The organism is unidentified bacterial endosymbiont (assembly GCF_918797525.1).
In the GTDB taxonomy this organism is placed as follows: domain Bacteria; phylum Pseudomonadota; class Gammaproteobacteria; order Enterobacterales; family Enterobacteriaceae; genus Enterobacter.
On sequence record NZ_OU963893.1, the window covers coordinates 1976345 to 2002035 of the forward strand.

The following is a 25691-nucleotide window of genomic DNA, read 5'->3' on the forward strand; positions in this document are numbered from 1 at the left end:
ATGACAACATTACGCGTAGGCGTGGTGGGGCTCGGCGGCATCGCACAAAAAGCCTGGCTTCCTGTCTTAGGCGCAGCAACGGACTGGACGCTGCAGGGTGCATGGTCGCCAACGCGCGAAAAGGCGCAGCGCATCTGTGTAACCTGGCGGATGCCTTATGCCGCATCGCTGCGGGATTTAGCTCACCAGTGCGATGCGGTATTTGTCCATACCTCAACCGCAACCCACTACCAGGTGGTGAGTGAACTGTTGCATGCCGGGGTTCACGTCTGCGTTGATAAGCCGCTGGCCGAAAACGTGCAGGATGCAGAGCGTTTGATTGCGCTGGCCGCGCATAAAAACCTGACGCTGATGGTGGGGTTTAACCGCCGCTTCGCGCCGCTCTATCAACAGTTGAAAACACACTCCGCTACACTGGCCTCGCTGCGGATGGACAAACACCGTACGGACAGCATTGGACCACACGATTTGCGTTTTACGCTCCTCGATGACTATCTCCATGTGGTCGACACCGCGCTGTGGTTGTCGAACGGCAACGCACAGTTGAAAAGCGGTACTCTGAGGACCAATGACCACGGAGAGATGGTATACGCTGAGCACCATTTTGCCGTAGAGCACATGCAGGTCACCACCAGCATGCATCGCCGCGCCGGTAGCCAGCGGGAGTCAGTGCAGGCCGTTGCGGACGGGGCGCTGTACGACATCACCGACATGCGCGAGTGGCGAGAAGAGAAGGGGAACGGCGTGGTCGCCCCGGCGGTGGCAAGCTGGCAAAGTACGCTCGAACAACGCGGGTTTGTCGGTTGCGCCCGCCACTTTATTACCTGCGTGCAAAATCAGACCGTTCCGGAAACTGCCGGCGAGCAAGCCATCATGGCGCAGCGTATTGTTGAACGGCTCTGGCGGGACGCCATGAGCGAATAATTCGCTGTAACAACTGCCAATAGCAATTCGTCTAAATCGGGGTAGACTAAGCGCTTCTTCAACGCCTGCTTTGCAGGCGTTTTGTCATAGGGTTGTGGAAATTCACGTTAATGAACTTATTAAAATCACTGGCCGCTGTCAGCTCAATGACCATGTTTTCCCGCGTGCTCGGTTTCGCGCGCGATGCCGTGGTGGCAAGGGTCTTTGGCGCCGGGATGGCAACGGACGCCTTTTTCGTCGCCTTTAAATTGCCCAACCTGCTGCGCCGTATTTTTGCCGAAGGGGCATTTTCGCAGGCCTTCGTGCCGATCCTCGCCGAATATAAAAGCAAGCAGGGCGAAGACGCCACGCGCGTATTCGTCGCCTATGTCTCTGGTCTGCTGACGCTTGCGCTGGCGCTGGTCACGGTAATAGGGATGCTGGCCGCGCCCTGGGTTATTATGGTGACGGCGCCGGGGTTTGCCGACACGGCGGACAAGTTTGCCCTGACCACTCAGCTACTGCGCATCACCTTTCCTTATATTCTGCTGATTTCGCTCGCCTCGCTGGTGGGGGCGATCCTGAATACCTGGAACCGTTTCTCCGTTCCGGCGTTTGCGCCGACGTTTCTTAACGTTAGCATGCTCGGTTTTGCGCTCTTCGCCGCGCCGTATTTCAGCCCGCCGATCCTCGCCCTGGCGTGGGCGGTGACCGTGGGCGGTGTGCTGCAGCTGGCGTATCAACTGCCGCATCTGAAGAAAATTGGCATGCTGGTGCTGCCGCGCATTAATTTTAAAGATGCCGGTGCCATGCGGGTCATTAAGCAGATGGGGCCAGCTATCCTCGGGGTGTCCGTAAGTCAGATCTCCCTTATTATCAACACCATTTTTGCCTCTTTCCTGGTCTCCGGCTCGGTCTCCTGGATGTACTATGCGGACCGTCTGATGGAGTTCCCCTCCGGTGTGCTGGGGGTGGCGCTGGGCACCATTCTGCTGCCGTCCCTGTCAAAAAGTTTTGCCAGCGGTAACCATGATGAATATTGCCGCCTGATGGACTGGGGGTTACGTCTTTGCTTCCTGCTGGCGCTGCCAAGCGCGGTCGCACTGGGGATTTTGGCGAAACCGCTGACGGTCTCTCTGTTCCAGTATGGTAAATTTTCTGCCTTTGACGCCGCCATGACCCAGCGTGCGCTGGTGGCCTATTCGGTCGGGTTAATCGGCCTGATCGTCGTGAAGGTCCTGGCCCCCGGGTTCTACTCACGTCAGGATATTAAGACGCCAGTGAAAATTGCCATTGTGACGCTGATCATGACCCAACTGATGAACCTGGCGTTTATCGGCCCCCTGAAACATGCAGGTTTGTCATTGTCGATTGGTCTGGCGGCGTGTCTGAACGCCGGGCTGCTGTACTGGCAGTTGCGTAAGCAGGATATCTTTACGCCGCAGCCGGGCTGGGCTCGTTTTCTCGTGCGCCTGGTGGTTGCGGTGCTGGTGATGGCGGCGGCGTTACTGGGCATGATGTACGTGATGCCGGCGTGGTCACAGGGGACCATGCCCTATCGTCTGCTGCGTCTGATGGCGGTTGTGGTGGTTGGGATGGCGGCTTATTTTGCCACGCTGGCGGTGCTGGGCTTTAAGGTGAAAGAGTTTACCCGCCGGACGCTATAAACAACAAAAGGGGAGTTCACCGCCCGGTGCTCCCCGCTGCCTGATTTGACGCCTGTGCCTCAAATCGAAATCTTTTTTCCACCGCTGATACGTGCGGTCGCTGCCTGGCCATCCGCCCCGTACAGTCCCGTCTCTTTATGCGGCTTTAATACCTCAAGCGCTTGCTGATTACGCACTATCTGCCCTTCCAGCAGCCAGCCGTTATGCTGATTGAGTTCGCGCAAATGCTGGGTTTTTTCTGTAATGGTCTGCCAGCGTTCTAAAATCTCATCGTTAGCGCTGCGCTGAGCGTTTTGCTCTGCGCGACGCTGCTGCTCCAGGTAGTCCAGCGTCGCCAGAAGCGAACTTTTGTCTTCAGTGATGCGCTGCAACGCGCTGCCGCTAATCTGACCGGAAGAGAGGTGCTGCTGTTCCGCGTCCATGACCGTTTTCAGGTCGTTCAGGACAACCGTCATGTGATCCAGTATTTCTGACAGTCGACTCATACGGTTAGTTACTCTGTAATAAACTCTGTGTGTCCTGAATCAGGGCGTCTGCGATTTTGCTGGTGTCCATTTTCAGTTCGCCGTTACGAATAGCCGTTTTCAGCTGTTCAACGCGTTCCATGTTGATATCGCTACTGCCTGGCTGCATCAGTTTTGCCTGAGCATCGCTCAGGGTCACGCTGGTACTGTTGGCGGTTGCCGGTTTTTCCAGACGCGTTTTCTGCGCTGGTACGTCATTCGTTTCGCGAGGTTGTACAGTACTTACTGGCTTCAGGGCTGATGTACGATCAATGCTCATAGTATGGTCCTCATCGAGGGTTCGCGGCGTTTGCGCCTGACTTCATCATTCGTTGATTATTTATCGGCAGCCGCCGCGATTTCTTTAAAAAGATTACAGGTTAATCAGAATTTTCCCATCAGAATCGACGGTCCCGCTCACCACCTGGCCTGAGGACATTCTGACCCGGGCATTTTGCGCCACTGCGGCATTGTTTAATGCCTTCCCTTCACTGTTGATACTAAAGCCGTCTCCGCTGGCGACCACCATCACCTGTTGACCCGCTTTTACCCGCCAGGCCTGACGCAGCATTGAGATCTGTATTGGCTGGCCGGGGGCAACATCGCGCAGGCTGACCGCATCCTGCGCCTGGTTGATTTCAAGCATCGCCAGCGGAGGGAGTTGATCAAGTCGCCCGCGTTTAAGCGTCACGCTATTGACCTGCAGCACGCTGCCCCGGGCGATGGGAAGGGCGGCGACAACATAATTGCCCATCGCCTTCACGGCAACCTGTAAATAGCGTTTTTCATTGGTACAACGCGCCAGCACATTCACATTGCCCCACAGCTTTGTGCTGCCCGTCACGCTGAATGACGGATGTTCGCAGGAGGGGTAAAGATTTGCCGGCGTGCGCACGGTGACGGCGACTTCATCGCTAAAGCCTGCCAGTTGCTGAGCAAAATACTCCGTCAGCCGTTCCTGTAAACCGTCTGCGTGAACCAGAGGGCTTAAAAGCATGAAGGTTGCCACCAGGCCACATTTCAACGTCCGCATCGCAAGTTCCACCGTTTCCAGAGTTGTGAGGATTCTACCTGCTGCGGTTTTGCATCAACGGAATAAATAGCGACGCATTTTGCGCTTATTCCGTCGATAAGAGCGACGGCTTGAGATTTAAGCTGTGAACTGAAATTTTGCCATCAGCGGAGGAGACATGCTCGATAAACTCGACGCCGCGTTACGTTTTCAGCAGGAAGCGCTCAATTTACGCGCCCAGCGGCAGGAGATTTTAGCCGCGAATATCGCCAACGCCGATACCCCAGGCTTTCAGGCGCGCGATATCGATTTCTCCAGTGAACTTAAAAAGGTCATGGAGCGTGGCCGTGCCGAAGGAACCGGTGTCGCACTGGCATTAACATCCTCTCGCCATATTCCTGCTCAGGCGATGACTGCGCCAACCACTGACTTACTTTATCGCGTGCCCGACCAGCCTTCTCTTGACGGTAACACCGTCGATATGGACCGGGAACGTACACAGTTTGCCGATAACAGCCTGCAATACCAGACGGGGCTGACGCTTCTCGGTGGACAAATTAAAGGCATGATGAGCGTCCTGCAGGGGGGCAACTAATCCATGGCTTTGCTGAATATTTTTGATATTGCCGGTTCGGCGTTAACCGCCCAGTCCAAACGTCTGAACGTTGCCGCCAGTAATCTGGCTAACGCCGACAGCGTGACCGGGCCAGACGGACAGCCGTATCGTGCCAAACAGGTGGTCTTTCAGGTTGATGCCGCACCGGGCGCGGTAACCGGCGGCGTAAAAGTCTCTGACGTGGTTGAGAACCAGGCGCCGGACAAACTGGTGTACGAACCCGGCAACCCGCTCGCGGATGCCAGCGGTTACGTAAAAATGCCTAACGTGGATGTGGTTGGCGAGATGGTGAACTCTATGTCTGCCTCACGCAGTTACCAGGCAAACGTCGAGGTGCTGAACACCGTGAAGAGCATGATGCTCAAAACACTCACACTCGGTCAGTAAAGGAGATTCGCATGTCCATCGCAGTAAATATGAATGATACCGCCAATACGGGCGTAGCCAGGACGAGTTCCACAAATTCACTAACGGGCAACAGTGCCAGCGATCTGCAAAGCAGCTTTCTGACGCTGCTGGTGGCCCAGCTAAAAAACCAGGACCCGACCAACCCAATGCAAAACAACGAACTGACCACGCAGCTTGCGCAGATCAGTACCGTGAGCGGCATTGAGAAACTCAATACCACGCTGGGCTCCGTCTCCGGTCAAATTGACAATAGCCAGTCGCTGCAGGCGGCCAACCTGATTGGACACGGGGTGATGATCCCGGGGACCACCATTCTGGCCGGTAGTAGCACCACCGATGGCACAACCACCACTTCAACCACGCCGTTTGGCGTTGAGCTACAGCAGGCGGCTGACAAGGTGACGGCAACGATCACCGACTCGTCCGGCGCGGTGGTACGGACGATTGATATTGGCGCGCTGAGCGCAGGCGTTCATACCTTTACCTGGGATGGCAGCATGACCGATGGCACTACGGCAGCGAACGGTTCCTATAAAGTGAGCCTCAGCGCCAGCAACGGTTCAACCCAACTGGTGGCCCAGCCGCTGCAGTTTGGGCTGGTACAGGGCGTGATCAAAGGTAGCGACGGCAGCAAACTGGATTTGGGTACCACGGGTACCACCACACTCGACGAAGTTCGGCAGATTATCTAAGCCTTTACACTTATCAGGAGTAAGTCATGGCCTTTTCTCAAGCGGTCAGCGGCCTGAATGCTGCGGCCACCAACCTGGACGTCATTGGCAATAACATCGCCAACTCCGCGACCTATGGTTTCAAATCCGGTTCTGCTTCTTTCGCAGACATGTTTGCCGGCTCTAAAGTGGGCCTCGGCGTGAAAGTCGCGGGCATCACCCAGGACTTTACCGACGGAACCACCACCAACACCGGCCGTGGTCTGGACGTTGCCATCAGCCAGAACGGTTTCTTCCGGATGGTCGATTCCAACGGCTCGGTATTCTACAGTCGTAACGGCCAGTTCAAGCTGGACGAAAACCGCAATCTGGTCAACATGCAGGGCCTGCAGTTAACCGGTTATCCGGTTGCCGGAACGCCATCTACGGTTCAGACCGGTGCGAACCCACAGGCGATTAATATCCCGACCACGTTAATGGCCGCGAAGTCCACCACCACGGCTTCCCAGCAGATTAACCTGAACTCTACTGATACTGCGCCAACAACGGCCTTTGATGCCACGAATCCCGACACCTACAACAAAAAAGGGACCGTGACCGTCTTTGACAGCCAGGGTAATGCGCACAACATGAACCTGTTTTATGTCAAAGATGCCAACTCTGCTAACGCCTGGAAAGTGTATGCCCAGGATGGAAGCGTGGAGGGTAGCGCAGCTACGCTTGCCACAACGCTGACCTTCGATAACAACGGTATTCTGACCGGTGGTGCAGATGTCAATATCACTACCGCGGTCATCCCGGGTGCGACAGCAGCCATCTTCGCGATGAGTTTTGCTAACTCCATGCAGCAGAATACCGGTACGAACAATATCGTTGCGACTAGCCAGAATGGCTTCAAACCGGGCGATCTGGTGAGCTACCAGATCAACGAAGACGGTACCGTTGTGGGCAACTACTCCAACGAACAGACCCAGGTTCTGGGGCAGATCGTGCTGGCGAACTTTGCCAACAACGAAGGCCTGCAGTCTCAGGGCGATAACGTCTGGTCTGCCACGCAGTCTTCGGGCGTCGCTCTGTTGGGAACCGCCGGAACCGGTAACTTCGGTACGCTGACCAACGGCGCGCTGGAAGCGTCTAACGTCGACCTGAGTAAAGAGCTGGTGAATATGATTGTCGCGCAACGTAACTATCAGTCGAACGCGCAGACAATTAAAACCCAGGATCAGATCCTCAACACGCTGGTTAACCTGCGTTAAGCGGCTAACAGGAACGCGCAATGGATCACGCAATATATACCGCGATGGGCGCGGCAAGTCAGACGCTCAATCAGCAGGCCGTCACGGCCAGCAACCTGGCAAATGCCTCCACGCCGGGGTTCCGTGCGCAGCTCAATGCACTGCGTGCGGTACCGGTAGAAGGTCTGTCCCTGCCAACGCGCACGCTGGTAACAGCATCGACGCCTGGCGCAGATATGACGCCAGGCCAGATGGATTACACCTCGCGTCCGCTGGACGTTGCCCTGCAGCAGGATGGCTGGCTGGCAGTACAAACGGCCGATGGCGGCGAAGGATACACCCGCAACGGTAATATCCAGGTGAGCGCCACGGGGCAGTTGACTATCCAGGGGCATCCGGTCATGGGCGAAGCTGGTCCGCTCACGGTGCCTGAAGGCTCAACGCTGACCATCGCTGCAGACGGCACTATCTCGGCGTTGAACCCGGGCGACCCGGCCAATACCGTTGCGCCTGTCGGACGCCTGAAGCTGGTCAAAGCGGAGGGTAACGAAGTGCAGCGTGGCGATGACGGTATGTTCCGACTGACCCAGGCGGCTCAAGCCACGCGTGGGGCCACGTTGCAGCCAGACCCGAGCATTCGTGTGATGTCGGGTGTTCTCGAAGGCAGTAACGTCAAGCCGGTTGCAGCGATGACCGACATGATCGCCAGCGCCCGTCGTTTTGAAATGCAGATGAAAGTTATCAGCAGCGTGGATGAAAACGCGAGCAAGGCTAACCAACTGCTGGCTATGAGTTAACAGGACTCCTTATGATCAATTCTTTATGGATCGCGAAAACCGGCCTGGACGCGCAGCAAACCAATATGGACGTAATTGCCAACAACCTGGCAAACGTCAGTACCAACGGTTTCAAGCGCCAACGTGCCGTATTCGAAGATTTGCTTTATCAAACAATCCGTCAGCCGGGTGCGCAGTCTTCTGAGCAAACGACGCTGCCGTCCGGTTTGCAGATCGGGACCGGCGTGCGTCCGGTGGCAACCGAGCGTCTACACAGCCAGGGCAACCTGTCTCAGACCAACAACAGTAAAGATGTGGCGATTAAAGGTCAGGGTTTCTTCCAGATCCAGCTCCCTGACGGAACCTCAGCCTACACCCGCGACGGCTCTTTCCAGGTGGATCAGAACGGCCAACTGGTTACGGCGGGCGGCTTCCAGGTTCAGCCTGCGATTACCATCCCGGCGAATGCTCTGAGCATTACCATTGGGCGTGATGGCGTGGTCAGCGTAACCCAGCCGGGCCAGGCTAACCCGGCACAGGTTGGACAGCTCAACCTGACCACTTTTATGAACGATACCGGCCTTGAGAGCATTGGTGAGAACCTCTACACCGAAACGCAATCCTCCGGTACGCCAAATGAAAGCACGCCGGGCCTGAACGGTGCGGGCCTGCTGTACCAGGGGTATGTCGAAACGTCTAACGTCAACGTAGCGGAAGAGCTGGTGAACATGATCCAGGTACAACGCGCGTATGAAATTAACAGCAAAGCAGTGTCGACGACCGACCAGATGCTGCAAAAACTGACGCAACTCTAAGGTGTAGTCCGGTGCGGTAAACACCGCACCGGCTCCCTGTTTTCGAAGATGAAGGCGATGCAAAAAAACGCGGCATTTCGTTATCCGATATTGACAGTTCTGGCAGTCACCCTCAGCGGGTGCGCCTTGATCCCGTCTAAACCATTGGTCGAGGGTGCCACTTCCGCCCAGCCGGTTCCCGGGCCTGCGCCTGTGGTGAACGGTTCAATTTTCCAGACCGCACAGCCGATTAACTATGGTTATCAGCCGCTGTTTGAAGACCGTCGTCCACGTAATGTCGGCGATACGTTGACCATTGTATTGCAGGAGAACGTCAGCGCGAGTAAGAGTTCGTCGTCGAATGCCAGCCGCGATGGCAAAACCAATTTTGGCTTCGACACCGTCCCACGCTATCTGCAGGGCCTTTTCGGCAATGCGCGTGCTGATGTCGAGGCGTCTGCCAGCAATACCTTTAACGGTAAAGGTGGCGCGAACGCCAGCAACACCTTCAGCGGTACGCTGACGGTGACGGTTGACCAGGTGCTGGTTAACGGCAATTTACATGTAGTGGGTGAAAAACAGATAGCCATTAATCAGGGCACTGAATTCATTCGCTTCTCCGGTGTAGTTAATCCTCGCACCATCAGTGGCACTAACACCGTACCGTCCACTCAGGTGGCGGATGCGCGCATTGAGTACGTCGGCAACGGCTACATCACCGAAGCGCAAAATATGGGTTGGCTGCAACGCTTCTTCCTTAACTTATCGCCATTGTAAGCGAGGTGACCCATGTATAAATTTCTCTTCGCCGCGGCGCTGGCTCTGGTGGCAACGCTAGCCCAGGCCGACCGCATTCGCGATCTTACAACCGTACAGGGCGTACGGGAAAACTCCCTGATTGGCTATGGCCTGGTGGTGGGGCTTGACGGAACGGGTGACCAGACTACCCAGACCCCTTTTACCACTCAAAGCCTGAACAACATGCTCTCCCAGCTCGGAATTACCGTGCCGACGGGCACCAACATGCAGCTGAAAAACGTGGCTGCCGTTATGGTCACCGCCTCCTTCCCGGCGTTTGCGCGCCAGGGGCAAACCATTGACGTGGTGGTTTCCTCAATGGGTAATGCCAAAAGCCTGCGCGGCGGTACGTTGCTGATGACGCCGCTGAAAGGCGTAGATAGCCAGGTTTATGCCCTGGCGCAGGGGAACATTCTGGTGGGCGGCGCGGGCGCATCTGCAGGCGGAAGCAGCGTGCAGGTCAACCAGTTGAACGGCGGGCGTATCACCAACGGGGCTATCATTGAGCGTGAGCTGCCAACCCAGTTCGGCTCTGGCAACACGATCAACCTTCAGCTCAATAATGAAGACTTCACGATGGCGCAGCAGATTGCCGACACCATCAACCGCAGCCGCGGCTACGGCAGCGCAACCGCGCTGGATGCGCGCACGGTGCAGATCCGAACCTCTACCGGCAGCAGCAACCAGGTGCGCATGTTGGCCGATATCCAGAATATGGACATTAACGTTCCGCTTCAGGATGCCAAAGTGATTATCAACTCACGTACCGGCTCGGTGGTGATGAACCGGGAAGTGTCGCTGGACAGTTGCGCCGTGGCTCAGGGTAACCTCTCGGTGACGGTGAACCGCACCGCCAACGTTAGCCAGCCAGACACGCCATTTGGTGGCGGTCAGACCGTCGTGACGCCGCAAACGCAGATTGACCTGCGTCAGAGCGGTGGCGCCCTGCAGAGCGTACGTTCCAGCGCTAACCTGAACAGCGTGGTTCGCGCCCTGAACGCGCTGGGGGCAACGCCCATGGAGCTGATGTCTATTCTGCAGTCTATGCAAAGCGCGGGCTGTCTGCGCGCCAGACTGGAAATCATCTAATGCTGACCGATAGCAAGCTGTTGACCAGTGCCGCCTGGGATGCCCAGTCGCTCAACGACCTGAAAACCAAAGCGGGCAAAGACCCGGCGGCAAACATCCGCCCGGTGGCCCGTCAGGTGGAAGGGATGTTTGTGCAGATGATGTTGAAAAGCATGCGCGAAACCCTGCCAAAAGATGGGATATTCAGCAGTGATTCGACGCGTCTCTACACCAGCATGTACGATCAGCAAATTGCCCAGCAGATGACGGCAGGAAAAGGGCTCGGCCTGGCTGACATGATTGTTAAACAGACCGCTGCCGCGCAGGGCATTCAGACTGAGGACGTGCCACAGCAAGTTCCGCTGAAGTTTGACCTGGAAACGGTGACCCGGTATCAGAACCAGGCGATTACCCAGATGGTGCGTAAAGCGGTGCCAAAAACCACGGGTAGCGGTGATGAGTCGCTCTCTGGCGACAGCAAAGACTTCCTGGCGCAGCTGTCTCTGCCCGCGCGTCTTGCCAGTGAAGAGAGCGGCGTGCCGCATCATCTGATCCTGGCGCAGGCCGCGCTGGAATCAGGCTGGGGCCAACGCCAAATCCTTAAGGAGAATGGCGAGCCGAGCTTTAACCTCTTTGGCGTGAAGGCCAGTTCCAGCTGGAAGGGGCCGACAACCGAGATAACCACCACCGAGTATGAAAACGGCGCCGCAGTGAAGGTGAAAGCCAAATTCCGCGTTTACAGCTCTTATCTTGAAGCGTTGTCAGATTATGTGGGGCTGCTAAGCCGAAACCCGCGTTATACCGCCGTGACCCAGGCCGCAACGCCGGAGCAGGGGGCTCAGGCCCTGCAAAACGCAGGCTACGCCACCGATCCTAACTATGCACGCAAACTCACCAGTATGATCCAGCAGTTGAAATCGATGGGCGAGAAGGTCAGTAAAGCCTATAGCACAGATATTGAAAATCTGTTCTGAAAGTTCTCAAGTCCCGATGGAGGCTGCCGATAACCTTCATCAGGACTCGTGTCTGAACGTATAAAAGGAACCCCCATGTCCAGTTTGATTAACAGCGCCATGAGTGGCCTCAGTGCCGCACAGGCGGCACTCAATACCGTCAGTAATAATATTTCAAGCTATAACGTAGCCGGTTATACTCGCCAGAATACCGTTCTGAGCGCGTCTAACAGTACGCTGACCGGCGGTGGCTGGGTAGGTAATGGGGTTTATGTCTCCGGCGTGCAGCGTGAGTATGACGCCTTCATCACCAACCAGCTGCGTGCCGCACAGACCCAAAGCAGCGGGCTGACAACGCGTTATCAGCAGATGTCAAAAATTGACGACGTGCTCTCTGATACCACCAACTCGCTGTCGACCACGCTACAGGATTTCTTTAAAAGCCTGCAAACGCTGGTGAGCAATGCCGAAGATCCGGCGGCGCGCCAGACGGTCATTGGCAAAGCGGATGGTCTGGTCAACCAGTTTAAAACCAACGATCAATACCTTCGCGACCAGGATGCTCAGGTCAATACGGCGATTTCAACCAGCATCGATCAGATCAATAACTACGCGAAGCAGATTGCTAACCTCAACGATCAGATTTCCCGTCTGACCGGCGTGGGCGCAGGCTCATCACCTAACGAACTGCTCGATCAGCGCGACCAGTTGGTGAGCGATCTGAACAAGATTGTCGGCGTGGACGTGACCGTGCAGGACAGCGGCACCTACAACCTCTCTATCGCCAACGGTTATTCGCTGGTGCAGGGCAGCACTGCCAGCCAACTGGCGGCGGTGAAGTCCAGCGCAGACCCTTCTCGTACAACGATTGCCTATGTTGATACGGTGTCCGGCAACGTCGAGATCCCTGAAAAGCTGATTACCACCGGTTCGCTGGGTGGGCTGTTAACTTTCCGAGCGAAGGACCTGGATCAGGCGCGCAACTCCCTTAACCAGATGGCGCTGGCGTTTGCTGACGCCATGAATACCCAGCATCAGGCCGGCTTTGATGCGAACGGCGATAATGGCGGCAAACTGTTTGATTTTGGTTCTCCGTCGGTACTGAGCAACACCAAAAATACCGGCAACGCCTCCGTGACGGCGACCATGACGGACAGCACCAGGGTTCAGGCGACAAACTATAAGGTTGAGTACAACGGGACCAACTGGACGATCACCCGCCTGTCGGACAACACCAGCTTTACCGCCACGCCGAATGCCGAAACGGGTAACCTGTCGTTTGACGGCCTGAATGTTAATATCAACGGCGTGGCCAATCAAAAAGACAGCTTCATCGTGAAGCCAGTGAACGACGTCATCATGAATATGGACGTTGCGATCGGCGATGAGTCAAAACTGGCAATGGCTTCCGCCAGCGACAGCGGTGATAGCGACAACACCAACGGTCAAAAAATGCTGGATCTGCAGAGCGCTAAGCTGGTGGGCAATAACAAATCCTTCAACGATGCCTATGCGTCGCTGGTCAGTACGGTGGGGAGCACCACCGCGTCACTGAAAACCAGCAGCGCGACAAAAGATAACGTGGTCACACAGTTGACCAAACAGCAGCAGTCGATTTCCGGGGTTAACCTGGATGAAGAGTATGGCAACCTGCAGCGCTATCAGCAGTACTACCTGGCGAATGCGCAGGTACTGCAAACGGCGAGCACGCTGTTTGATGCGTTAATCAACATTCGCTAAGTCAGGGGTTAAATAATGCGTATCAGTACTCAAATGATGTATGAGCAGAGCATGCGCGGAGTAACAAACTCCCAAAGCCTCTGGCTCAGCTATGGCGAGCAGATGTCTACCGGTAAGCGTGTAAACCGTCCATCTGATGACCCGATCGCCGCCTCGCAGGCCGTTGTGCTATCGCAGGCGCAGGCTCAAAACAGCCAGTATGCGCTGGCGCGTTCCTTCGCCACGACCAAAGTGTCGCTGGAAGAGAACGTGCTATCGCAGGTGACAACCGCGATTCAATCCGCACAGGAAAAGATTGTGAATGCGGGCAACGGCACCCTGAGTGACGATGACCGCGCCTCGCTGGCCACTAACCTGCAGGGGATCCGCGACCAGCTGATGAACCTTGCGAACAGTACCGATGGTAATGGTCGTTATATCTTTGCGGGTTACAAAACCGAGGCCGCAGCCTTTGACCAGACTACCGGGGCCTATAACGGTGGGGATACGGCAATCAGCCAGCAGGTTGACGCCGCGCGTACCATGCAAATTAGCCATACGGGCACACACGTTTTCGATACCTTTACCAGCAATGCGAAACCAGAGCCGGATGACAGTGCGCCGGAAACGAACCTGTTTAAGATTCTGGATAGCGCGATTGCTGCGCTGAATATACCCGTTGAAGGAGACCAGACCAAAGTCGATGCGTTTACCGCTGCGATCGATAAAGCCAACCGTGGCCTGAGTAACTCGCTGAACAACGTGCTCACCGTGCGTGCCGATCTGGGTATTAAGCTTGATGAGCTGGGTAAACTGGATTCGCTGGGTGATGACCGTGCGCTGGGCCAAACTCAGCAGATGAGCAACCTGGTGGACGTAGACTGGAACTCGGTGATCTCTTCGTACGCCATGCAGCAGGCGGCCCTGCAGGCCTCTTATAAAGCCTTCAGTGATATGCAGGGCATGTCTCTGTTCCAGTTGAATAAATAACATCCTGACCTCTTAGCATGTCTTGAAACTGGGCATGTTTTGCTGCCCAATCCGTCTGGATTGGGCATTTTTTTACATTATCTCTGCCTGAGCTGACGATGCGCGGGCGCTTTCGATAAGACGGATCGCCAGCGCAATCGCACCACACACCGTCGCCAGCGCGACCACGCCAGACCAGCCCGCCAGGCTATAAATATTGCTCCCTAACACCGAACCTAACGCCATGCCGATAAAGACCACCGTGAACAGCAGGGCATTGAGACGTCCACGAGCCTGAGGCTCCAGGCTGTACACCAGATTCTGGTGTGCGACCAGGCTTGACTGTAAACCCAGGTCAAAACCTACGGCAGAGAGTGCAATCAGGCCAAGCTGGCCGTGCGTACCCAACGCTGGCATCAGGAACATCAGCGCAAATGAGAGGGTCACGAGCGCGGCCCCTAACTGAGTCACTTTTCCAGCACCCAGTTTATCTGCAAGACCACCGGCCAGCGGGGGGGCTAACGCACCAGCGGCACCCGCAATACCAAAACCGCCCGCCACGGCGCTACCGAGGTGATAACGTTCCAGCAGCATAACGGCAAGGGTCGACCAGAATGCACTAAAGGCAATCGACAGAAAACCCTGGGCCAGCGCCGCACGACGCAGCGCCGGGTAACGACGCCACAGGTGCTCCATTGAGCGCATCAGTGCCGGATAGCTCAACGTAGAGTGAATGGCAAAGCGGGGGAGTACCGCCCACATCGCCGCACCGATGAAGGCAATGCTTACGGCGGCAAGTTGGTACATAACCCGCCAGCCAAAGGCTTCACCCACCACGCCGCTGACGGTTCTCGACAACAATATTCCCAGCAACAGACCCGTCATCACGGTGCCGACGGTTTTACCCTGTTTACCTTCCGGGGCGAGGATCGCCGCAGCAGGAACGATATCCTGGGCCATGGTCGCAGCCATGCCGATCAACAGGCTCATCAGTAACACGGAGTGCAATTGTCCGGTCAGGCTACAGCCCAGCAGGAATAGCGCCAGCGCCGCGCTTTTAATCAGGATCAGCGTCCTGCGGTCGTGGCGATCGCCAAGCGGTAACAGGAACAGAATACCGAGCGCGTAGCCTGCCTGGGTCAGCGTGGGAACCAGCCCCATGCCCTCAATGCTGAGATGAAGGTCGGCCCCCATCAGCGGAAGCAACGGTTGGGCGTAATAAATAGAGGCGACGCTAAACCCGGCGCCGAGCGCCAGCATTAAAATCACCCAGCGGCTCACCACGTGGGACGTTGTTGATGTATTCATAAGAGGTTCCTCAGTCAGGTTGTGCGCGTATTTTTCATCAACGCGCCTTGCGAGGGTAGAGGCTCCGGTGGTAAAACGCTTATACGTATAGCGTATGACAGATAAAAACATGAAACGTATCGAGCGTATAGACAGAGTGGAACTGATGCGCACCTTTGTGCGCATTGTGGACAGCGGTTCCTTATCGGCAGCGGCCAGACAGCTCTCTGTTACGCAGGCCACGGTGAGCCGTCGCCTGCAATCTCTGGAAACCCTGCTGGGGGTTCGCCTGCTGTTACGCACGACACACGCCATAAAGCTCACTGACGACGGTGAGCGCTGTTATCAGCATGCCAGACGGGTGATTGACAGCTGGCTGGCGCTGGAAGATGAAGTGGGACAAACGGAAGATGAGCCGGTTGGCGTATTGCGGGTACGGGCGCCTCATGCCTTCGGACAGGATCAGCTCCTGAAACCTCTGACGGCGTTTTTACAGCGTTATCCGCACCTGTCCGTCGAATGGATGCTGAATGATAAGTCGGTTGATTTTCTGAGCGACAATATTGACTGTGCTATCCGCGTTGGGGCAGAGGTCGATCCGGCGACGGTGTCCGTGTTGCTGGCTGAAGTGCCGCGATCGGTGGTGGCATCTCCGCAATTGCTGGCGCATTTTCCCGAAGTCAAAACGGCGGATGATTTGCAGGCGCTTCCGTGGGTCGCCATCAGCACGTTTTACCAGCGGCACGTGGAGCTCTATGAGGGGACATCGTTACAGCCGAAACGGATTGCCATTACCCCACGGCTAAGCACCGACAGTCTGCATGTGGCCCGCAATAGTGCTCTGACAGGCCTGGGAGTGGCAGTGGTTTCAAGCTGGACGGTACAAGAGGATATCGCGCAGGGACGTTTAGTACATCTGCTACCGGAATGGCAACCCGCGGCACTGCCTGTCCATCTGGTTTACCCCTGGTCTCGCTATTATCCGGCACGTTTGCGGCGATTTCTGGAAATGATGAAGCAGGTTATGCCGGGCATCGCCGGCATGAGAAAGCCGGCAAAAGAGAAATAAAAAAGCCGACCCGAAGGTCGGCTTCCTGACACGATGTCGTTTTAGTCGACAGACTGCGGACGGGTTGCAGGCGCAGTTGCCTGATGCGAAGCACTGTGCCCCCCGGCAGAACCTTTGCCATCAAAGTTGAAATCAGGGCGAACCCAGTCGCTTTGACGTGGCGCTTCCGCTATATATTCAGGTGCAGGCGCGCGGGTCATTGGCGCAGTAGCAACGTGCGCTGGCGCGTTGTGTACTGGCGCTTTCTGCTGTGGCGCGTTGTGGGCTGGCACAGGCGCGGCAACAACCGGCTCTGGTTTCACCTCTGGCGCTTCGCGAACAGGTTCAACGTCAATGGCGATGTCCTGAACCTCCTCTTCTGCAACCGTTTCAACCACAGTCTCAGGCGTTTCTTCGACCATAGCGGCTGGTTGTGCTTCTTCAACAACCTGTTTAACTACCACGGAGTCTTCTTCGGCAATCAACTGCGGCGCGGCATCAACCGGCGCGGCAATCACTTCAGGATGTGTGGTCTCTACTTCAACGGCTTCGACTGCCTGAGGTTCAACCACCGTTGCGGCTTCCGTCACCACCGCTTCAACGGTTGCTCCAGGTGCAATCACCTCTTCGTTAACAACCTGTTCTTCAACGGCTTGTTCCGGGCGTGCAACCGGGTAGCGGATCCAGACTTTACCGGATGCCATTTCCGGCGACGCGCACGCCACGGTTAACGGCATGGGAGACTGAGTCGGATAACGCTCATCGCGGTAGCGACGACGACGCTGTCCGCTGACGCGTAGATGGCGCGGAGAACGGCGTGAACGACGCGGCATACCTGCGTTATCACGGCCTTCACCGTTTTCATCCTGCTCAGCGTTATTTTCGACTACCGCAGGCAGGTCAACTTTTGCCAGTTGGGTGCCCGGTGCGGTTTCACCGACGTCAGCAACGGTATTCACGATCTCTTCTGCTGGCTGTTCATCGAAGCGGACTTTCTGTGACAGCTGGCGCTGCTTGCGACGCGGCATCACCTGAGTACGTTCTTCCTGCTCAGTGTCCTGCTGTTCAACAGGTTCTTCGCGGTTCAGGCTCTTAACTTCCTGCTGCGCCTGACGCTTATCGTCGTTACGGCGACGATTACGTTCACGGCGAGGCTGCTGCTCGTCGCGCTGTTTGCTTTTCTCAGACTCGTCACCCGCCTGCTGGCGAATTTCGCGATCTTCAACATTTTGCTGTTGTTTATCACGACGGTTGCGACGGTTGTCTTCGCGTTGCTCACGGCCTTCGTTATTGTCAGAACGGTTGTCACGGCGCTCATTACGCTCGTTACGTTCGTTGCGGTCATTACGATCGCTACGGTCATTACGGTCATTACGATCGCGACGGTTGTTCTGGCGTTTACGACGATCCTGCTGGCGCTCTGGCTTCGCTTCTTTCGGGGCTTCTTTTGGTTGCTCCGGCTGAACGTCTTCGCCCGCAAACAGCTTCTTCAGCGCACCGAACAAACGGCTCAGGAGGCCCGGTTGTTGCGGTTGTGCTTTCGCCGCCTCTGGTGCTGGTTTTTGTACAGCAGGTTTAGCGACGGTTTTTTCCATCGCCATCTCCGGCGGTGCTTCCGGCATGATGAAGGTCGCTAATGCAGGCTGTTCAGGCAGTTTACGCTCGGCAGGCTCTTCATCGGATGGCATTGCCATCTCTTCTTCATGCAGTTTCGGCAGCAGGTAGCTGAGCGTTGTGGTCTCTTCACCTTTACGCACGCGCAGCACATGGTAGTGCGGAGTTTGCATCTGATCGTTTGGCACGATGATGCAGCGAACGCCGCCCTGTCGCGCTTCGATTGCACTCACGGCTGTACGTTTTTCGTTTAGCAAATAAGAGGCAACAGGCACCGGCACAATGGCGTGAACCTCTTTGGTGTTCTCTTTCAGCGCTTCTTCTTCAATCAGACGCAGAATGGAGAGAGAGAGCGATTCGTTATCGCGCACCGTACCGGTACCGGAACAGCGCGGACAGACGTGATGGCTGGACTCACCCAGGGACGGGCTAAGACGCTGACGGGACATCTCCAGCAGGCCAAAACGTGAAATATGGCTGATCTGAATGCGTGCCCGGTCCTGACGTACCGCTTCGCGCAGACGGTTTTCTACCGCACGCTGGTGACGAACAGGGGTCATGTCGATGAAGTCGATGACAATCAGACCACCCAGGTCGCGCAGGCGGAGCTGACGGGCGATTTCATCTGCGGCTTCAAGGTTGGTGTTAAAGGCCGTTTCTTCGATATCGCCTCCACGCGTGGCACGTGCGGAGTTGATGTCGATAGCAGTCAGCGCTTCAGTGGTATCGATAACGATAGAACCGCCGGACGGCAGACGCACTTCACGCTGGAAGGCAGACTCAATCTGCGATTCAATCTGATAGTGGCTGAATAGCGGGATTTCACCCGTGTACAGCTTGATTTTGCTGGTGAAATCCGGACGACCCAGCGCGGCGATGTGCTGGCGCGCCAGCTCGAGCACTTTCGGGTTATCAATCAGAATTTCGCCGATATCCTGACGCAGATAGTCGCGGAAGGCACGTACGATAACGTTACTTTCCTGGTGGATCAGGAACGGCGCAGGGCGGCTTTCTGCTGCTTTTTTGATCGCTTCCCAGTGCTTGAGGCGAAAGCTTAAGTCCCACTGCAGCGCTTCGGCAGATTTGCCTACGCCTGCGGTGCGCACGATAAGCCCCATGCCGTCCGGCAGCTCAAGGCTTGCCAGCGCTTCTTTCAGCTCGGTACGGTCATCACCTTCGATACGGCGTGAGATCCCCCCCGCACGCGGGTTGTTAGGCATCAGAACCAGGTAGCTCCCCGCCAGGCTGATAAAGGTGGTGAGGGCGGCGCCTTTGTTGCCGCGCTCTTCTTTATCAATCTGTACAATAACTTCCTGGCCTTCGCGCAGAACATCTTTGATGTTCGGACGGCCGTGAGCGTTATAATTTGCAGGGAAATATTCGCGGGCGATTTCTTTCAGAGGGAGGAAACCGTGACGCTCGGCACCGTAATCAACAAATGCAGCTTCAAGGCTTGGTTCAATGCGGGTGATTTTGCCTTTGTAAATGTTCGCTTTTTTCTGTTCGTGTCCAGGACTTTCGATATCCAGATCGTACAGGCGCTGCCCATCCACAAGGGCGACACGCAACTCTTCTTGCTGAGTTGCGTTGATTAACATTCTTTTCATCGTAACTTACTCGTTATTCTTACATTGACGACAAAGCTGCGGGCAAGGTGACGCTTTCCGGGGTATGAACCGATGGCCTCGTGTCTATTCACGTCGCCAACCTCACGGTTGTCGCTCGCTTAAGAGGCGCAGAGTGTCGGTTGCCTGTATTTTATACGGAAATACAGCGCAATTATCAGGGGAATTGCCTGGGATAACTCTCCAGAAAACAATCCTTATACCGGGAAGTACTGCAACCCGCAGCCCGCTAACTGCCTGAAAGATCAATACGTCTTACGCCATTGCTGCGTGGATGATCGGTCAGACAAAATTGGTCATTCCGTCAACATCCTTACATAACCTGGATTTAACACGGAAAACGGGTTCATTATTCCATTGCAAGCCGGGTTATAGCAAGATGACTTTTACCAATTATCACCCGGTTACTCACAGTTTCTTCACTTCAAGCGGGTGATTGGTTTAATAACCACCAAATCGATTGCGTGAAACACAAGTCAGAGCGGGTAGACGTAAATATAAGCATAGAAAAATGAGTGGCGCGAATCTCTGACGATATTTAGAATCGCCAACCATGAAAACAGAGACTCCAGCCGTAAAAATAATTGCTATCGCGGATGACTACGCGGGGCAACGTATCGATAACTTTTTACGTACCCAGTTGAAAGGGGTACCTAAAAGCATGATTTATCGCATCCTGCGTAAGGGCGAGGTGCGGGTTAACAAAAAACGCGTGAAGCCAGAGTATAAGCTTGAAGCCGGTGACGAGGTGCGTATTCCCCCGGTGCGCCTTGCTGAACGTGAAGAGGACGTCGTATCACCTAAGCTACAGAAAGTTGCGGCCCTCAACGAGGTTATCCTCTATGAAGATGACGCTATTCTGGTGCTGAATAAGCCATCCGGCACGGCGGTGCATGGCGGTAGCGGTCTGAGCTTCGGCGTGATTGAAGGACTGCGCGCTTTGCGTCCGGAGGCGCGCTTCCTCGAACTGGTTCATCGTCTTGACCGCGACACGTCCGGCGTGCTGCTGGTGGCGAAAAAGCGTTCCGCGCTGCGTTCTTTGCATGAGCAACTGCGCGAAAAAGGGATGCAGAAAGATTATCTGGCGCTGGTTCGCGGACAGTGGCAATCCCATGTGAAAGTGGTGCAGGCGCCGTTGCTGAAAAATATTCTGCAAAGCGGTGAGCGTATTGTCCGCGTCAATCAGGAAGGTAAAGCATCTGAGACGCGCTTTAAAGTTGAAGAGCGCTTCGCGTTCGCTACGCTGGTTCGCTGTAGCCCGGTAACGGGGCGTACCCACCAGATCCGCGTCCATACCCAACATGCCGGACACCCTATCGCCTTTGATGACCGCTATGGCGACCGGGAGTTTGACAAGCAGTTGGCGGGGACGGGGCTGTCTCGTCTGTTCCTGCATGCGGCTGCGCTGACGTTTACGCATCCTAATACGGGCGAAACGATCCGTATTGAAGCGCCGCTTGATGAGCAGTTGAAGCGTTGTCTTAGCGTTTTGCGCGGCTGACTTTACCTTGCGCCCTCTCCGCGTGGGAGGGCATCAGGCCGCACTTTTACAATGGCAAAAATCACGCTGTCAGCGGATTATACTCTTCGCGTCTTAGCATCTGACACAGCGCAATCAGCGGCAATCCCACCAGCGTGTTAGGGTCTCGCCCGTCCAGCTTGTCGAACAGTGCAATGCCCAGCCCCTCGCATTTAAAACTGCCCGCACACTTCAGGGGACGCTCCCGGCGCACATAATCTATAATCTCTTGCTCGCTCAGATGGCGGAAGTGCACGTCAAACGGCTCACACTCGGTTTGCAGGTGGCCCGAGGCCGAGTTGTAAAGCGCAAGCCCGGTATAGAAGGTAACGATGCTGCCACGCGCGCGCATCAACTGCCGACAGGCGTTTTCTTCCGTGTGGGGCTTGCCGGTTATCTCGCCGTCCAGCACGCAAACCTGATCGGAGCCTATAATCAAATGAGCAGGATAACGGGCGGCAAGAGACTGGGCTTTCTCTTTAGCCAGCCGGGTCACCAGATGACGCGGTGATTCACCGGACTGTGGCGTCTCGTCGACGTCCGGGGCGGCGCAATCGAACGGGATCCCGAGCTTTTCCAGCAACATTCGGCGGTAGGGTGAGGTGGAGGCAAGAACGAGATTTGGCATATTTTTTTCACCAGATGTAGCGTATCGATGCCAGCCATTTTAAACTACAGGCCGCAATGTGTGCGAATAATTGGCAAAAGGCAGCTCTGGTTGCCTTTTTCTTTGACTCTATGACGTTACAAAGTTAATATGCGCGCCCTATGCAAAAGGTAAAATTACCCCTGACTCTTGATCCGGTTCGTACGGCTCAGAAACGCCTCGATTACGAAGGAATCTATTCTTCCGATCAGGCTGAGCGTATTGCCGAATCCGTAGTCAGTGTGGACAGTGATGTAGAATGCTCCATGTCGTTCGCTATCGACAACCAGCGTCTCGCCGTTTTAACCGGTGATGCAAAGGTCACGGTAACGCTCGAGTGTCAGCGTTGCGGGAAACCGTTTGTACAGCATGTTCACACAACGTATTGTTTCAGTCCGGTTCGTTCTGACGAACAGGCTGAAGCACTCCCGGAAGCGTATGAGCCGATTGAGGTTAACGAATTCGGTGAAATCGATCTTCTGGCGGTGGTTGAAGATGAAATCATCCTCACCTTGCCAGTGGTTCCGGTGCATGATTTTGAACACTGTGAAGTGTCCGAGGCGGACATGGTCTTTGGGGAATTGCCTGATGAAGCGCAAAAACCCAATCCATTTGCCGTATTAGCCAGCTTAAAGCGTAAGTAATTGAGGAGTAAGGTCCATGGCCGTACAACAGAATAAACCAACCCGTTCCAAACGTGGCATGCGTCGTTCCCATGACGCGCTGACCGCAGTTACCAGCCTGTCTGTAGACAAGACTTCTGGTGAAAAGCACCTGCGTCACCACATCACTGCTGACGGTTTCTACCGCGGCCGCAAGGTAATCACTAAGTAATCACGCGTCAGCGTGATTAGGCTTAGTGAGGAATTTCCCCGTGCAAACGGGGAATTTACCGAACCAGGCTGTGACGATACCTTGACACGTCTAACCCTGGCGTTAGATGTCATGGGGGGAGATTTTGGCCCTTCCGTGACAGTGCCTGCAGCATTGCAGGCACTGAATTCTAATTCGCAACTCACACTTCTTTTAGTCGGCAATCCCGACACAATCACGCCATTACTTGCAAAAGCTGACTTTGAACAACGTTCACGTCTGCAGATTTTTCCTGCGCAGTCAGTTATTGCCAGTGATGCCCGGCCATCGCAGGCTATTCGCAATAGCCGTGGCAGCTCTATGCGAATGGCGCTGGAGCTGGTGAAAGAAGGGCGAGCGCAGGCTTGCGTCAGCGCAGGCAATACCGGCGCGCTGATGGGGCTGTCGAAATTATTGCTCAAGCCTATTGAGGGTATTGAGCGTCCGGCGCTGGTCACGGTGTTACCGCATCAGCAAAAGGGCAAAACGGTGGTGCTTGATCTGGGTGCTAACGTCGATTGTGATAGTACAATGCTGGCTCAGTTTGCCGTAATGGGGTCGGTGCTGGCAGAAGATGTGGTCGGGATTAATAACCCCCGCGTTGCGCTTTTGAATATTGGTGAAGAAGAAACTAAGGGCCTGGACAGTATCCGCGACGCTGCGGAAATACTCAAACAGGTTCCGTCCATTAACTATATTGGTTATCTCGAAGCCAATGAGCTACTAACAGGTAAAACAGATGTCCTGGTCTGTGATGGTTTCACCGGAAACGTAACGTTAAAGACCATGGAAGGGGTTGTGAGGATGTTCCTTTCTCTGCTGAAATCGCAGGGGAATGGTCAGAAACGATCCTGGTGGCTGATTTTATTAAAGCGATGGCTACAAAAAAGCCTGATGCGGCGATTCAGTCACCTCAACCCCGACCAGTATAATGGCGCCTGTCTGTTAGGATTGCGCGGCATCGTGATTAAGAGTCATGGCGCCGCCAATCAGCGAGCATTTGCTGTCGCGATTGAACAGGCAGTGCAGGCGGTGCAGCGACAAGTTCCCCAGCGGATTGCCGCTCGCCTGGGATCTGTATTAGCTAAAAGTGACTGAGCGTACATGTATACGAAGATTTTAGGTACCGGCAGCTACCTGCCAAAACAAGTGCGTACCAACGCCGATCTTGAAAAAATGGTAGAGACGTCTGACGAGTGGATTGTCACGCGCACAGGTATCCGTGAACGTCGTATCGCCGCGCCAGACGAAACCGTGTCCTCCATGGGTTACGAAGCCGCTCTGCGCGCCATTGATATGGCCGGCGTCGATAAAGAGCAGATTGGTCTGATCGTGGTTGCGACGACGTCAGCGACGCATGCTTTCCCAAGCGCGGCGTGCCAGGTGCAGAACATGCTCGGCATTAAAGGTTGCCCGGCGTTTGACGTTGCCGCAGCCTGCGCAGGTTTCACCTATGCCCTGAGCATCGCCGATCAATATGTTAAATCCGGCGCCGTGAAATATGCGCTGGTGATTGGCGCTGACGTGCTGGCGCGTACCTGCGATCCGAGCGATCGTGGAACGATCATTATCTTTGGTGACGGTGCGGGCGCAGTGCTGCTTGGCCAGTCCGAAAAACAGGGCATCATCTCCACGCATCTGCATGCTGACGGAAGCTATGGCACGCTGCTGACGCTGCCTAACGCCGATCGCGTTAATCCGGATAACCCGATTCATCTGACGATGGCAGGGAATGAGGTGTTCAAGGTGGCGGTGACCGAGCTTGCGCACATTGTTGATGAAACGCTGGAAGCCAACAACCTTGAACGCTCTGCGCTGGACTGGCTGGTGCCGCATCAGGCTAACCTGCGCATTATCAGCGCTACCGCCAAAAAGCTGGGCATGTCGATGGATAACGTTGTGGTAACGCTGGATCGCCACGGCAACACCTCTGCGGCATCGGTACCGTGCGCATTTGACGAAGCGGTACGCGATGGACGAATCAAACGGGGCCAACTGGTCTTGCTTGAAGCCTTTGGAGGCGGGTTCACCTGGGGTTCCGCGCTGGTTCGTTTCTAGGATAAGGATTAAAAAATGATGCAATTTGCTTTTGTCTTTCCGGGCCAGGGCTCGCAAACCGTTGGCATGTTGTCTGAAATGGCAGCACACTATCCGGTGATTGAAGAGACTTTCCGTGAAGCTTCCGTTGCACTGGGTTATGATTTATGGGCGCTGACCCAGCAGGGGCCTGCCGAAGAACTCAACAAAACCTGGCAGACTCAGCCTGCGCTGCTGAGCGCGTCCGTTGCGCTGTGGCGCGTATGGCAGCAGCAGGGCGGTAAAGCGCCAGCGCTGCTCGCGGGCCACAGCCTGGGTGAGTATTCTGCGCTGGTGTGTGCTGGGGTGATTGCCTTTGCAGATGCGGTACGTCTGGTTGAACTGCGCGGTAAATTCATGCAAGAAGCGGTGCCGGAAGGCACGGGCGGCATGTCTGCCATTATCGGACTTGATGATGCTTCCATTGCCAAAGCCTGTGAAGAATCCGCTGAAGGCCAGGTGGTTTCTCCGGTTAACTTTAACTCGCCAGGCCAGGTGGTTATCGCCGGTCATAAAGAAGCAGTTGAACGTGCAGGCGCTGCCTGTAGAGCGGCGGGCGCGAAACGTGCTCTGCCGCTACCGGTAAGCGTACCTTCTCACTGCGCGCTGATGAAACCTGCTGCTGATAAACTGGCCCTGGAGCTGGAGAAAATTACGTTTAACGCACCGACGATTGCCGTTGTGAACAACGTCGATGTGAAATGCGAAACCGCGCCGCAAGCCATCCGTAGCGCACTGGTTCGCCAGCTTTATAGCCCGGTACAGTGGACCAAAAGCGTTGAGTTTATGGCCTCACAGGGTGTAGAGCGTTTGTATGAAGTCGGCCCTGGTAAAGTCCTCACCGGCCTGACAAAACGGATTGTTGACACCCTGACCGCCTCGGCGCTCAACGAGCCTGAAGCGCTGTCAGCAGCACTCTCGCAATAAAAGAG

General features: G+C 55.5%; 26 protein-coding genes. 20 read left to right on the plus strand and 6 right to left on the minus strand.

From position 1 onward, the window contains the following. Positions 1 to 924, plus strand: coding sequence for a Gfo/Idh/MocA family protein (locus tag NL510_RS09425; protein ID WP_253383993.1), 924 nt, complete (start codon positions 1 to 3; stop codon positions 922 to 924). A 110-nt stretch (positions 925 to 1034) separates the two neighbouring features. After that, a complete protein-coding gene (gene murJ / locus NL510_RS09430; protein WP_253383994.1) occupies positions 1035 to 2570 on the plus strand; it encodes a murein biosynthesis integral membrane protein MurJ in 1536 nt (511 codons plus the stop codon). A 59-nt stretch (positions 2571 to 2629) separates the two neighbouring features. Here the strand turns inward: murJ and flgN are convergent, their stop codons facing one another. The 3 genes from flgN to flgA form a co-directional block, all read right to left on the minus strand. Continuing rightward, entirely contained in the window at positions 2630 to 3055 is a 426-nt protein-coding gene (gene flgN, locus NL510_RS09435) for a flagella biosynthesis chaperone FlgN (RefSeq protein WP_253383995.1), read from the minus strand. 4 nt (positions 3056 to 3059) lie between these two features. After that, positions 3060 to 3353, minus strand: a complete 294-nt coding sequence (gene flgM, locus NL510_RS09440) for a flagellar biosynthesis anti-sigma factor FlgM (protein ID WP_253383996.1) — start codon at positions 3351 to 3353, stop codon at positions 3060 to 3062. A gap of 93 nt (positions 3354 to 3446) precedes the next feature. After that, positions 3447 to 4106, minus strand: a complete 660-nt coding sequence (gene flgA / locus NL510_RS09445) for a flagellar basal body P-ring formation chaperone FlgA (RefSeq protein ID WP_253383997.1) — start codon at positions 4104 to 4106, stop codon at positions 3447 to 3449. A gap of 157 nt (positions 4107 to 4263) precedes the next feature. On the opposite strand from flgA, the gene flgB reads away from it, so the two are divergent. The 11 genes from flgB to flgL all read left to right on the plus strand — a co-directional run bounded on the left by flgB (position 4264) and on the right by flgL (position 14113). Next, positions 4264 to 4680, plus strand: a complete 417-nt coding sequence (gene flgB, locus NL510_RS09450) for a flagellar basal body rod protein FlgB (RefSeq protein ID WP_253383998.1) — start codon at positions 4264 to 4266, stop codon at positions 4678 to 4680. Positions 4681 to 4683: 3 nt separating this feature from the next. After that, positions 4684 to 5088, plus strand: coding sequence for a flagellar basal body rod protein FlgC (gene flgC / locus NL510_RS09455; RefSeq protein WP_253383999.1), 405 nt, complete (start codon positions 4684 to 4686; stop codon positions 5086 to 5088). Between the two features lie 11 nt (positions 5089 to 5099). Then, positions 5100 to 5801, plus strand: coding sequence for a flagellar hook assembly protein FlgD (flgD, locus tag NL510_RS09460; protein WP_253384000.1), 702 nt, complete (start codon positions 5100 to 5102; stop codon positions 5799 to 5801). Positions 5802 to 5827: 26 nt separating this feature from the next. Continuing rightward, a complete protein-coding gene (flgE, locus tag NL510_RS09465; protein ID WP_253384001.1) occupies positions 5828 to 7036 on the plus strand; it encodes a flagellar hook protein FlgE in 1209 nt (402 codons plus the stop codon). A 20-nt stretch (positions 7037 to 7056) separates the two neighbouring features. Then, positions 7057 to 7812 (plus strand): flagellar basal body rod protein FlgF, encoded by a 756-nt coding sequence (locus NL510_RS09470; RefSeq protein WP_253384002.1) that lies wholly within the window; start codon positions 7057 to 7059, stop codon positions 7810 to 7812. An 11-nt stretch (positions 7813 to 7823) separates the two neighbouring features. Continuing rightward, the gene (gene flgG / locus NL510_RS09475; protein WP_253384003.1) at positions 7824 to 8606 is read left to right on the plus strand and encodes a flagellar basal-body rod protein FlgG; all 783 of its coding nucleotides are present in this window, start codon (positions 7824 to 7826) and stop codon (positions 8604 to 8606) included. Positions 8607 to 8663: 57 nt separating this feature from the next. Next, complete coding sequence (gene flgH / locus NL510_RS09480) at positions 8664 to 9362, plus strand: flagellar basal body L-ring protein FlgH (RefSeq protein ID WP_253384004.1); 699 nt, start codon at positions 8664 to 8666, stop codon at positions 9360 to 9362. A 12-nt stretch (positions 9363 to 9374) separates the two neighbouring features. Further along, positions 9375 to 10472 (plus strand): flagellar basal body P-ring protein FlgI, encoded by a 1098-nt coding sequence (locus tag NL510_RS09485; protein WP_253384005.1) that lies wholly within the window; start codon positions 9375 to 9377, stop codon positions 10470 to 10472. Next, positions 10472 to 11425 (plus strand): flagellar assembly peptidoglycan hydrolase FlgJ, encoded by a 954-nt coding sequence (gene flgJ, locus NL510_RS09490; RefSeq protein ID WP_253384006.1) that lies wholly within the window; start codon positions 10472 to 10474, stop codon positions 11423 to 11425. Before NL510_RS09485 ends, flgJ begins: the two co-directional genes overlap by 1 nt. Positions 11426 to 11500: 75 nt before the next feature. Next, on the plus strand, positions 11501 to 13144 hold the full coding sequence (gene flgK, locus NL510_RS09495) for a flagellar hook-associated protein FlgK (RefSeq protein ID WP_253384007.1): 1644 nt from the start codon (positions 11501 to 11503) through the stop codon (positions 13142 to 13144). A 15-nt stretch (positions 13145 to 13159) separates the two neighbouring features. Continuing rightward, complete coding sequence (gene flgL, locus NL510_RS09500; RefSeq protein WP_253384008.1) at positions 13160 to 14113, plus strand: flagellar hook-associated protein FlgL; 954 nt, start codon at positions 13160 to 13162, stop codon at positions 14111 to 14113. 72 nt (positions 14114 to 14185) lie between these two features. Here the strand turns inward: flgL and NL510_RS09505 are convergent, their stop codons facing one another. Beyond that, positions 14186 to 15682, minus strand: coding sequence for an MFS transporter (locus NL510_RS09505; protein ID WP_436299119.1), 1497 nt, complete (start codon positions 15680 to 15682; stop codon positions 14186 to 14188). Here NL510_RS09505 and NL510_RS09510 point away from each other — a divergent pair. Continuing rightward, on the plus strand, positions 15567 to 16448 hold the full coding sequence (locus NL510_RS09510; RefSeq protein WP_436299130.1) for a LysR family transcriptional regulator: 882 nt from the start codon (positions 15567 to 15569) through the stop codon (positions 16446 to 16448). The two genes, NL510_RS09505 and NL510_RS09510, sit on opposite strands and share 116 nt — an antisense overlap. 41 nt (positions 16449 to 16489) lie before the next feature. Here the strand turns inward: NL510_RS09510 and rne are convergent, their stop codons facing one another. Next, entirely contained in the window at positions 16490 to 19648 is a 3159-nt protein-coding gene (gene rne / locus NL510_RS09515; protein ID WP_253384011.1) for a ribonuclease E, read from the minus strand. A gap of 571 nt (positions 19649 to 20219) precedes the next feature. On the opposite strand from rne, the gene rluC reads away from it, so the two are divergent. Then, entirely contained in the window at positions 20220 to 21167 is a 948-nt protein-coding gene (rluC, locus tag NL510_RS09520) for a 23S rRNA pseudouridine(955/2504/2580) synthase RluC (protein WP_253384012.1), read from the plus strand. Positions 21168 to 21228: 61 nt separating this feature from the next. Here rluC and NL510_RS09525 read toward each other — a convergent pair whose 3' ends face one another. Then, positions 21229 to 21813: a Maf family protein gene (locus NL510_RS09525; protein WP_253384013.1), complete on the minus strand. Its 585-nt coding sequence runs from the start codon at positions 21811 to 21813 to the stop codon at positions 21229 to 21231. A gap of 140 nt (positions 21814 to 21953) precedes the next feature. Here NL510_RS09525 and yceD point away from each other — a divergent pair, with 140 nt between their 5' ends. The 5 genes from yceD (at position 21954) to fabD (ending at position 25686) form a co-directional block, all read left to right on the plus strand. Further along, on the plus strand, positions 21954 to 22475 hold the full coding sequence (yceD, locus tag NL510_RS09530) for a 23S rRNA accumulation protein YceD (RefSeq protein WP_253384014.1): 522 nt from the start codon (positions 21954 to 21956) through the stop codon (positions 22473 to 22475). Positions 22476 to 22491: 16 nt separating this feature from the next. Continuing rightward, entirely contained in the window at positions 22492 to 22665 is a 174-nt protein-coding gene (gene rpmF / locus NL510_RS09535) for a 50S ribosomal protein L32 (RefSeq protein WP_003857964.1), read from the plus strand. Between the two features lie 81 nt (positions 22666 to 22746). Beyond that, positions 22747 to 23781 (plus strand): phosphate acyltransferase PlsX, encoded by a 1035-nt coding sequence (plsX, locus tag NL510_RS09540; RefSeq protein ID WP_253384015.1) that lies wholly within the window; start codon positions 22747 to 22749, stop codon positions 23779 to 23781. Between the two features lie 6 nt (positions 23782 to 23787). Beyond that, positions 23788 to 24741, plus strand: a complete 954-nt coding sequence (locus NL510_RS09545; RefSeq protein ID WP_253384016.1) for a beta-ketoacyl-ACP synthase III — start codon at positions 23788 to 23790, stop codon at positions 24739 to 24741. A 15-nt stretch (positions 24742 to 24756) separates the two neighbouring features. Beyond that, a complete protein-coding gene (gene fabD, locus NL510_RS09550) occupies positions 24757 to 25686 on the plus strand; it encodes an ACP S-malonyltransferase (protein ID WP_253384017.1) in 930 nt (309 codons plus the stop codon). Positions 25687 to 25691 lie beyond the last annotated feature (5 nt).

Coding starts and splice junctions, on each gene's coding strand:
- NL510_RS09425 (WP_253383993.1), top strand. CDS start 1: ATGACAACATTACGCGTAGGCGTGGTGGGGCTCGGCGGCATCGCACAA.
- murJ (WP_253383994.1), top strand. CDS start 1,035: ATGAACTTATTAAAATCACTGGCCGCTGTCAGCTCAATGACCATGTTT.
- flgN (WP_253383995.1), bottom strand. CDS start 3,055: ATGAGTCGACTGTCAGAAATACTGGATCACATGACGGTTGTCCTGAAC.
- flgM (WP_253383996.1), bottom strand. CDS start 3,353: ATGAGCATTGATCGTACATCAGCCCTGAAGCCAGTAAGTACTGTACAA.
- flgA (WP_253383997.1), bottom strand. CDS start 4,106: ATGCGGACGTTGAAATGTGGCCTGGTGGCAACCTTCATGCTTTTAAGC.
- flgB (WP_253383998.1), top strand. CDS start 4,264: ATGCTCGATAAACTCGACGCCGCGTTACGTTTTCAGCAGGAAGCGCTC.
- flgC (WP_253383999.1), top strand. CDS start 4,684: ATGGCTTTGCTGAATATTTTTGATATTGCCGGTTCGGCGTTAACCGCC.
- flgD (WP_253384000.1), top strand. CDS start 5,100: ATGTCCATCGCAGTAAATATGAATGATACCGCCAATACGGGCGTAGCC.
- flgE (WP_253384001.1), top strand. CDS start 5,828: ATGGCCTTTTCTCAAGCGGTCAGCGGCCTGAATGCTGCGGCCACCAAC.
- NL510_RS09470 (WP_253384002.1), top strand. CDS start 7,057: ATGGATCACGCAATATATACCGCGATGGGCGCGGCAAGTCAGACGCTC.
- flgG (WP_253384003.1), top strand. CDS start 7,824: ATGATCAATTCTTTATGGATCGCGAAAACCGGCCTGGACGCGCAGCAA.
- flgH (WP_253384004.1), top strand. CDS start 8,664: ATGCAAAAAAACGCGGCATTTCGTTATCCGATATTGACAGTTCTGGCA.
- NL510_RS09485 (WP_253384005.1), top strand. CDS start 9,375: ATGTATAAATTTCTCTTCGCCGCGGCGCTGGCTCTGGTGGCAACGCTA.
- flgJ (WP_253384006.1), top strand. CDS start 10,472: ATGCTGACCGATAGCAAGCTGTTGACCAGTGCCGCCTGGGATGCCCAG.
- flgK (WP_253384007.1), top strand. CDS start 11,501: ATGTCCAGTTTGATTAACAGCGCCATGAGTGGCCTCAGTGCCGCACAG.
- flgL (WP_253384008.1), top strand. CDS start 13,160: ATGCGTATCAGTACTCAAATGATGTATGAGCAGAGCATGCGCGGAGTA.
- rne (WP_253384011.1), bottom strand. CDS start 19,648: ATGAAAAGAATGTTAATCAACGCAACTCAGCAAGAAGAGTTGCGTGTC.
- rluC (WP_253384012.1), top strand. CDS start 20,220: ATGAAAACAGAGACTCCAGCCGTAAAAATAATTGCTATCGCGGATGAC.
- NL510_RS09525 (WP_253384013.1), bottom strand. CDS start 21,813: ATGCCAAATCTCGTTCTTGCCTCCACCTCACCCTACCGCCGAATGTTG.
- yceD (WP_253384014.1), top strand. CDS start 21,954: ATGCAAAAGGTAAAATTACCCCTGACTCTTGATCCGGTTCGTACGGCT.
- rpmF (WP_003857964.1), top strand. CDS start 22,492: ATGGCCGTACAACAGAATAAACCAACCCGTTCCAAACGTGGCATGCGT.
- NL510_RS09545 (WP_253384016.1), top strand. CDS start 23,788: ATGTATACGAAGATTTTAGGTACCGGCAGCTACCTGCCAAAACAAGTG.
- fabD (WP_253384017.1), top strand. CDS start 24,757: ATGATGCAATTTGCTTTTGTCTTTCCGGGCCAGGGCTCGCAAACCGTT.